The sequence below is a fragment of the Prevotella sp. BV3P1 genome (assembly GCF_000479005.1).
Classification (GTDB): domain Bacteria; phylum Bacteroidota; class Bacteroidia; order Bacteroidales; family Bacteroidaceae; genus Prevotella.
This window is the reverse complement of sequence record NZ_AWXC01000040.1, coordinates 1-8,424: the sequence shown is the minus strand read 5'-3', so window position 1 is coordinate 8,424 and position 8,424 is coordinate 1. Positions and strand designations below refer to the sequence as shown.

Here is an 8,424-nt window from a genome sequence, read left to right as displayed (position 1 = left end):
CGTACTCAAACAAGTACGCGGAGTTTTTTATATTTCGATGCAACGTTAGTTGGCCAATGATATAGAATGAGCCACCCTAACGATGAGCGATTTGATATCTATCGCATTAGAAGAACAAGTAGCGATCATCAACTACGCCGGCCTTTATCACCAATTCGTTCATGAAGTTGCCTGCAAACTGCAATGCCTTCTGCCGTGCCTTTTCTTCTTCAGTCTTGGCATCAAACTTACCTGGGCGGGTCGTTCTATTGGTTACTTGGAAGACATAAACGCCTGCATTACCCTTAACAGGCTTGGCAGAGAATTGTCCTTTAGCCGTAGCAGCAACCGCACCACTCAAAGCAGGCTCACTGGCACCCGTACTCATCACAAACACTGGTGCCGAGAAGGTTACCTGATTGACAGGAGCAACGGTAGCTCCCTTCGCCTTAGCAGCTGACACAGACTTCACATCCTTAGCCTTAGCCATGAGCTGTTCGGCCTTCTTGTCACGCATTACCTCAGCCTTCAACATCTCCTTCACTTGTGGATCATCGTAAGGACGATAGCCCTTTGGATGAATCTTATCAAGCACCACGAGCAACAACTGGTCGTTGTTACCACACTCGTACATCGGAGATATTTCACCTTCTTTCGCCTCGAACAACCATTTCAGAGCGTCACGAGTGTCGTTAATGCCCACTAATGTATGTGTAGAAGTGGTGATATCCTTTGCTTCCTGCACCGTGTAACCACTGCCTTTTGCATTCTTAGCGATTTTATCTGGTGTTTGGTTAGCACTAACAAATGAGCTGAACTTGTTATAGGCGGCTGAATAAGTCTCCTTAGAGAAATCGATGGTCTTCTTAATGACGGCAGCCGTATATTTGTTGATCATCGCCCTGCGGTCAACAACCTGTATGATAACGTTGCCTTGGCCCAGCTTCATGTTTCTCGTTTCGCTGACGCCAAGATTATTGAGTGTATTGATATACGTCTTTGTATCAGCGTCCATAGACGGAGCTTGCTGATATTGTGCGGTCGTCAACCAGGTCTTTTCGCCCGTTTGTCCATATTTTTTGGCCATCAACTCGAAGTCGGCACCACCGTTCAATGCGGTGTAAATGGAGTCAGCACGCTTCTGAGCTTCGTCGGCTGTCGCACCCATTACCTGAATTTGGCGGTACTGCACCGAGTCGGGCAACAATTGTTTAGAAACCAGTTTGATGACATTCAACGTGTTATCCATCTGACTTTCGAACGGACCAAAGGTCTGTCCAACAGCCATGGAATCAAGTCTGTCGGCGATGTCAGACGCATAAGCTGTCTTGGCAACAGGCAAACCTAAATAGTTCACCAAAGACGTACTCTTGCGAACAACGTTTGCAGGGTCGGTTGCAGCGGCCAAGTCGGCTGTATATTGCGTGAATGACTTCTGCAAAGCCGCACGATCGCTAGCGGAAGGTGTTACCTGCACCGTCACATACTTGATGTCACGACTTTCTACATACTGCTTAAAACGACCCTTCACTTCTTCGTATTTCGCCTTCAAGTCAGCGTCAGAAATTTTCACCTTGCTATCTTCAATGCTTGAATAAGGGAACGTGGCCAGCTCTATCTGACTCTCCTCATTGGCCTCTTTGTATGCCATTTTGGCCTCAATAGGGTTAGAGAGGATGCAACTTGCAAGAAGACTTTGATATTTTTGCGCCAGCAATTGTTGGCGAAGTGTCTTCTCTATGAACGTCCAATACTTGTACAATGCCTGGTACTGCTCTGCAAGTTGTGGATTGGCGGTCTGCTGTGTCTTGTAATCAGCGAGGAACTTCTTCAGCGAATTCGCATCAAAGCGACCCGTTTGTTGATTCACGAACGGTGTCTGCATCAACATGGGGTTGGTTCCTTCATTCAAGATATTCTGCAATTCGGCATCGGTGACGGTCAGTCCCAGCTTGTTGGCTTCATTCTCCACCACCTTGGTTTGAATGTAAGTTTGCCAAACCATGTCTTTCACTTGGTTCAACTGCGCTTCATTGAGGTTGTTCACACCCTGTTGCATCTTGATGACTTCCGAATACTCATCAATGAGCTTTTGAAAGTCTTGCACGCTGACTTTCTCACCTAACACTTCGCCTACCTGCTGACGTCGGTCGTTTCGTGATGCTTCGCATGAACGAAATCCCTCTTCAGCAATAAACGCAAAAAGACCCAAACCGATAATACTAATCAAGATCAGGCCTCTTTTTCTAATTTTTCCTAATGCTGCCATTGTTAATTATACTGTTTTATTTTTTTGTTTTTTATATTCGTCTTGAAGCATTGTTCGTACTACAAAATAACATAACTACCTGTGTCATGGTATTGTGAGTTACCTACAAAATGCGTACAAAAATACTAAATTCTTATCAAACGCATGAATTTTTCAGTTGAAATTTTGCGTTCTAGCCTATTTATCAGGCTATTCAGGCAAAACCGTTAGCTGAACCAACTCTATTTTAGCCGTTGCGTTCTTGATAATCTTGAACTCGAATTTTTCTATTTTTACAATCTCATTCAACTTCGGGAAGCTACGATAGGCATTCAAAATCAAGCCTCCAACCGTCATGTATTCCTCGCTTTCGGGCAAATCTAAGTTAAACATTTCATTCACCTTGTCTATCTCTAGCCGAGCCGACAACAGATATTCATGCTCACCAGTCTGCTTGGCGACATATTTCAGGCTGTCGTGTTCGTCCTCTATCTCACCGAATATCTCCTCCACAATGTCCTCCAAAGAAACGATACCACTAGTTCCTCCGAACTCATCCACCACCACTCCCAGGCTTTTTTTCTGCTGCAATAGTATTTGCATGAGCTTCTGTGCGGGCATGGTTTCAGGCACAAAGGGCATGGAACGGATACCATCTTTCCATGAAGAAGGATTTTTAAAAAGTTCTGAACTGTGGATATAGCCTTTGATGTGATCGATATCCTCCGTGTAAACAATGATTTTTGAATTACCACTCTCAATGAATTTCTGTCTCAATTCATCGAGTGTGCACGTATTGATGTCTACCGAATTAATCTCAGTTCGCGGCACCATGCAGTCGCGCACCTTCGTATCTGGGAAGTCGAGTGCATTGTGGAAGATTTTCACCTCATTCTCTATCTCCTCATTACTGCGTGCGTTATCAATGCTTGATTGAATCAGATAATCCAAATCAACCTTGGAAAATCCACCCGAGATTGCGTCTTTCGGAATGTGAACCCTAAACAATCGAAGAATCAAACCTGATAAAAAGGTTGCGAAACGGCTGATGGGCCATAGGATGACGTAAAACAAATAGGCTGGAAAAGCGAACACCTGCATCAGTCGGTTGGGGTTACTTTGGAAGAGTGTCTTCGGCAAAAACTCGCCCGTAAACAAGATAATCAGCGTCGATAGCACCGTATCTGCCGGCACGGTGAATGCGGCATCCATCCCGGCAAAGATTGTTTGATCAAAGAGACGCGCAATTAAGATACCATATACCACCAGCACAATGTTGTTTCCCACCAGCATAGTGCTGACAAAGCTGTTGGGGTTGTTGAAGAAAAGAGACAAGAAGCGCTTCGAAATACCCATCTTCTCCTTGTCCATCTGTGCGAGCATACGATTGCTGGACACGAAAGCTATCTCCATTCCAGAAAAGAAAGCAGAGAGAACCATCGTGATGAGAATGCCGATAATCAGCGCTAAATCAACTTGTTCATTCATTGTTCAAAACCTTATTAAGGGGTCGTTGGCAACTTAGGTCGTGGTGCTGCTTGCGGACGACTGAAAGTATTGAGGCTATCTACTGCCACGGTAGTGGTGTCAGACTCGCCTGTAAAGTCGGATTTTTCAAACGATCCCCGACTGTTAGTCACCAGGTATCGGGTCATCCGCTCATCACTTCTGAAATAACTTCCTTGCAGCGTTCGCTTGGGAGTGACAAGTTTTGAGTACTTACGCGAATACAACTCGTGTGCACGACGATCCAGAAACAACTCCTCACTGGTAAAGTCCAGTCCGTCTTTGGTCAATATCTTCACCCGTCCTCGCAGTTCCCAAAGCTGCTTGTCGGTGTAATAGTAGGCCGTATCGCATTGGATGTACGACTGCACATGGAAGCTCTCATCAAACTGTTCCAAGAAAGCTCCCTTGATGAAAACCGACTTTTGAGAGGTTTCATTTTGGTAGATTTCCCATCGTTCTGTCACTATTTTATACTTGATGACGCCCGAATCGGATATCAACTGGTTCACCCCATAGGTAGTCATCATAGGCACCGAGTCGCGTTCATGAATGGCAGGCGCAATATGTTCCCTCTGTTTTTCGCACGAAATGAAAAACAAAATGTGCAACAATAATAAGATAGGTATGACAGACTTCTTGACCATTCAGTTACCTTCCCTGCCTCACAAAGCAGATTAATTAACCTTCCATTTAGCAAACCAACGCTCGTTGAAGGTCAGTCCGATATTGATACGAAACGTATTCTCTGTGATAAAGGCCTTCGAATCCTGTCGAACCCACTGCGCAGAGATATTCAACAACGACCGATTGTTGTAAGCATTGACGATGGGAATGCCGAAACCAGCACTCACGCTGATTTCTTTTGGTCCATCCACACCATTTACTTTCATATAAGGTGTGGCATAGGAAGCACCTAACCGATAGCGGATTCGTTTGAAGAAATTGCGACTGTTCAAATCTTGACAGAACTCTCCACCGACCGTAAATCGATGCCGGTCATTGAATTGATTCTTCGACAGAGCGTACTGTGGCACGCCATTGGCGATGGAATAAACAGGATATTCGGTTTTTGACCACTGTTGCAGCAGATAATCAACGCCAAACTTCCATTGGTTTTGGTGGTTCCAAGCCAATCCTCCTCCAATAGCTGTAGGCAGTCCCAGGCCGTTGGTAATGCTATAGGCGGTAGTGTCTTGCACGCCAGTCTGCGGATTTCGTGAGATGACATCCAATGTTGGATCGGCACCAAGTTTATGTCCCAGACTATACACAGCGCCCAAGGTAACCTGATCTTTCTTCGACAATTGAGCCGTATATTGCAATCCTAAATCCAATTTGTAATTCCTCACCCGTGCCGAATAATACTTTGAAACGGTATTAACCGACTGGTCATTGTAGCTGTTCACGACCGATCGGTTCAACAATCCCCACAAATAAGAGATATTGGCACCCAAAGAGAATCCCTTGAAGGGTGCCCATCCCGTCCCCAAGTACACCTGGTGTAAGCCACCATTGCCAGCGTAAGTATTGGTTGCCGTGGTCTTTGCGTAGTTTTCATCCACGTTGACGGTTGATGTATTGGCGTAATTATATCCAACGTTGGTAAAAGGAACCAAGCCAAAGCTTAAGCCCAAATGTTTGGCCAGACGCAAACCAGCGACCACATATTCAAGGTCTGCATTTTTCGCATTCTTCTTTTTACCATTCTCAGCGAAATTAGTGAGTTGCCCAGAGATACCCGCATCGAACACGAAGGTGAGCGAATCGAGGGCTGAATAAGAGGCAGGATTGATGAAATTCACCTGGTCGTTCTCCCTGAAACCATAACCCAATCCGTTCATGCCACGGTTGAATCCACTTGTCTGGTCAGACAACAGACCCAAACCATACTGGCTATAAGGAGAATTCGTACCACTTTGAGCAAACGTAGATATAGTGAAAGCTGCCAACAAAAGGGCACCTGCTACTTTTTTCATTCTGTTCTGATTTCTATTTTGGATGCAAAAATATCGAAAATTTTCTAATTAAACGCACATTAAGTGGGAAATATAAGTTATTTTTGCATCGTGAAACGTTTTACCACGCATTTAAAGTATTTACTGGTATTGGTTGCAGTCCTTTTGACCACGCAGCAAACCAATGCGCAAGTAGACAGCGTCCTACTCAAAAGTATGGACTCGGTCAAGATTAGCTTACTCACTTGTGGACCCGGCGACCAAATCTATTCGTATTACGGCCACACCGCCATTCACTACAACGATGTAGGCCGACAGCAAGACATCGTCGTCAACTATGGCATGTTCTCCTTCCAGAAAAGCTACTTCATCTTACGCTTTGTGTTCGGGCTTACTGACTACGAGATGGGCATTCAAGACATCAATGACTTCATTGCCTCATACGCCCGCAGAGGTAGTTGGGTGAAAGAACAACAGCTCAACCTCACCAGAGAAGAAAAATGGGCCATCACGCAAGCCATTGACGTGAACTACCGGCCCGAGAACCGCGTGTATCGATACAACTATTTTTATGACAATTGCACCACCCGGGCACGCGATATGATTGTCAACCACATCAACGGTAACGTGCTGTATGCGGAGAACAAGAACGTCACCACCTCGTACCGCCAAATGATTCATCAGTGGAACGAGCAACATCGATGGGCCCGTTTTGGCAACGACCTGTTGCTCGGGGTCAAGGCCGACGCCAAGACAGACAACGCACAACAGCAGTTTTTACCCGATAGTCTGCGGGAAGATTTCGCCCATGCCCTTGTGATTGACCGCCAAGGACAGCGAAGAAACCTCGTAGAAAGCACGTCGTACCTCATTCAACCCATCGAGAAACCTGTGGAAAAAGCTGCCGTCACACCAATTATTTGTGCCATTCTGTTGCTCATCTTGACGCTCGTCACATGCCTGGTTGAATGGAAGACAGGGCGCATCCTTTGGGTTTACGACTTCGTAGCCATGCTTGTCACAGGCACAGCCGGTCTCATTTTGCTGGCCATGGTGTTCTCCCAACACCCCACGGTACAACTGAATTTCCAAATTCTGCTGCTCTGTCCGCTCAACCTTTTCTACCTCTTCCCCACCATCAAAGCCTTGCGCATGGGCAGAATTCATTCCTACATCAAGCTGTACAGCCTGCTGTTGGCGGCCAATCTCATGTTGGCTTTCTTCCAAACATACGCGGAAGGCATGGTCATTGTGGCACTGTCTTTACTTTTAAGGTATGGATGGTTGATGATTCACACCTATAGAAAACCGGTAAAATGATGAATAAATGCCTTTCCGCGATGATTGTCGCAACCCTCACGGGAACCACTGTTCAGGCGCAAACCTTACAAGCTGCGCCGCGATTGGTGGTGAACATCACCATCGACCAGTTGCGAAACGATTATATAGAGCATTATTCGCCACTTTATTCCCAAGACGGTTTCAAAAAACTATTGCAAAGAGGCAGCGTCTACGAAGCTGCCAGTTACCCGTTCACGCCTGTCGATCGGGCTTCTGCCATAGCCACCATCGTCACCGGAACTACCCCCTATTACCATAATATCATCAGCACGCAGTGGCTCGACCGAAAGACGTTGCGCCCAGTGTTCTGTGTTGATGACACCCAACATAAGTCCTCACCACAACGCATGTCTACGTCCACCATTGGTGACGAACTGAAAGTTTCGAGCGGTGGTTCGGCCATCGTTTACGGTCTGGCGGCCAACCGAGAAGCTGCCGTGCTGTCTGCCGGACATGCAGCAGATGGCGCCATCTGGATAGATGAGAAGACCGGAAGCTGGACAACGTCAAATTATTACGGCGAAAAAGCCCGCAAATGGATCAACGCCTATAGCAGCACCAGGCCCAGACCCGGCAAAGAGAAGACGAAACTGAATGACGCTGTGAGCAACGCCTCCGTGAGCTGCGTGGTCAACAATGCCATGGGTAAGGACGAAGTTACCGACTTTTTGTCAGTCACCCTGTCGGCTGCAGGCAGCAATACCGATGCATGGCGCACGGATTTGGAGGCCGTTTACCGCGGACTGGACAAGACCCTGGCGTCGCTCATTACCCGCATCGAACAGGCGGTAGGTGCCAATCGGGTACTCTTCGTGCTCACCAGCACGGGATACACCGAAGACCCAAAGGTAGACTACGCCAAATACCGCATTCCCACCGGGACGTTCTACATCAACCGCACGGCCAACCTGCTGAACATGTACCTTGGGGCCATCTACGGACAAGCCCGCTATGTGGAGACATGCTATCGCAACCAGATATATTTGAATCGCAAGCTCATTGAAGACAGGTTGCTTTCTTACGAGGATGTTATCTCGCGTTCGAAAGACTTCCTCATTCAGATTGCGGGCATTCGCAATGCCACCGAGAGTCCTTACAACCCCGCTGTCAGTGGTGATTTGCTCATAGAGGTTGCGCCAGGATGGCAGTTGTACAACGAAGACAATCAAGACCATTATATCGCACGCGCGTCGTTCGTACCTTTCCCCATCATTCTTTACGGGGCAGGCATCAAACCACAACGCATCAACTTGCCCGTGAAGGTTGACCGCATTGCGCCAACCATCGCCAAATCCATTCAGATCAGGGCACCCAACGCCTGCAAGTCGGCACCGCTTCAGTAAGCTCCGCATAACCGCATGTTATACAATTGGTTAGCGCAGATTTACCAAA

At 46.9% G+C, this 8,424-nt stretch carries 6 protein-coding genes; 2 read left to right on the top strand and 4 right to left on the bottom strand.

Annotation, left to right across the window (positions count from 1 at the left end):
- Window positions 1–106 precede the first annotated feature (106 nt).
- The 4 genes from HMPREF1254_RS07110 to HMPREF1254_RS07095 all read right to left on the bottom strand — a co-directional run bounded on the left by HMPREF1254_RS07110 (window position 107) and on the right by HMPREF1254_RS07095 (window position 5,712).
- Window positions 107–2,248, bottom strand: coding sequence for a peptidylprolyl isomerase (locus tag HMPREF1254_RS07110; protein ID WP_023057981.1), 2,142 nt, complete (start codon window positions 2,246–2,248; stop codon window positions 107–109).
- Between the two features lie 189 nt (window positions 2,249–2,437).
- Window positions 2,438–3,715 carry a hemolysin family protein gene (locus HMPREF1254_RS07105; protein ID WP_023057984.1) on the bottom strand — a complete coding sequence of 426 codons (1,278 nt, stop codon included), beginning with the start codon at window positions 3,713–3,715 and terminating at the stop codon, window positions 2,438–2,440.
- A gap of 14 nt (window positions 3,716–3,729) precedes the next feature.
- Window positions 3,730–4,380, bottom strand: a complete 651-nt coding sequence (gene lptC / locus HMPREF1254_RS07100; RefSeq protein ID WP_023057982.1) for an LPS export ABC transporter periplasmic protein LptC — start codon at window positions 4,378–4,380, stop codon at window positions 3,730–3,732.
- A 30-nt stretch (window positions 4,381–4,410) separates the two neighbouring features.
- Entirely contained in the window at window positions 4,411–5,712 is a 1,302-nt protein-coding gene (locus tag HMPREF1254_RS07095) for a hypothetical protein (protein WP_023057985.1), read from the bottom strand.
- 63 nt (window positions 5,713–5,775) lie between these two features.
- On the opposite strand from HMPREF1254_RS07095, the gene HMPREF1254_RS07090 reads away from it, so the two are divergent.
- On the top strand, window positions 5,776–7,011 hold the full coding sequence (locus tag HMPREF1254_RS07090; protein WP_023057980.1) for an Lnb N-terminal periplasmic domain-containing protein: 1,236 nt from the start codon (window positions 5,776–5,778) through the stop codon (window positions 7,009–7,011).
- A complete protein-coding gene (locus HMPREF1254_RS07085; RefSeq protein WP_036891167.1) occupies window positions 7,011–8,375 on the top strand; it encodes an alkaline phosphatase family protein in 1,365 nt (454 codons plus the stop codon). The genes HMPREF1254_RS07090 and HMPREF1254_RS07085 overlap by 1 nt, the downstream gene beginning before the upstream one ends.
- The last annotated feature ends 49 nt before the right edge of the window (window positions 8,376–8,424 follow it).

Bases quoted from the DNA above. Each gene is read 5' to 3' on its own strand.
- HMPREF1254_RS07105 (WP_023057984.1), bottom strand. From the start codon at position 3,715: ATGAATGAACAAGTTGATTTAGCGCTGATTATCGGCATTCTCATCACG.
- HMPREF1254_RS07110 (WP_023057981.1), bottom strand. From the start codon at position 2,248: ATGGCAGCATTAGGAAAAATTAGAAAAAGAGGCCTGATCTTGATTAGT.
- HMPREF1254_RS07095 (WP_023057985.1), bottom strand. From the start codon at position 5,712: ATGAAAAAAGTAGCAGGTGCCCTTTTGTTGGCAGCTTTCACTATATCT.
- lptC (WP_023057982.1), bottom strand. From the start codon at position 4,380: ATGGTCAAGAAGTCTGTCATACCTATCTTATTATTGTTGCACATTTTG.
- HMPREF1254_RS07085 (WP_036891167.1), top strand. From the start codon at position 7,011: ATGAATAAATGCCTTTCCGCGATGATTGTCGCAACCCTCACGGGAACC.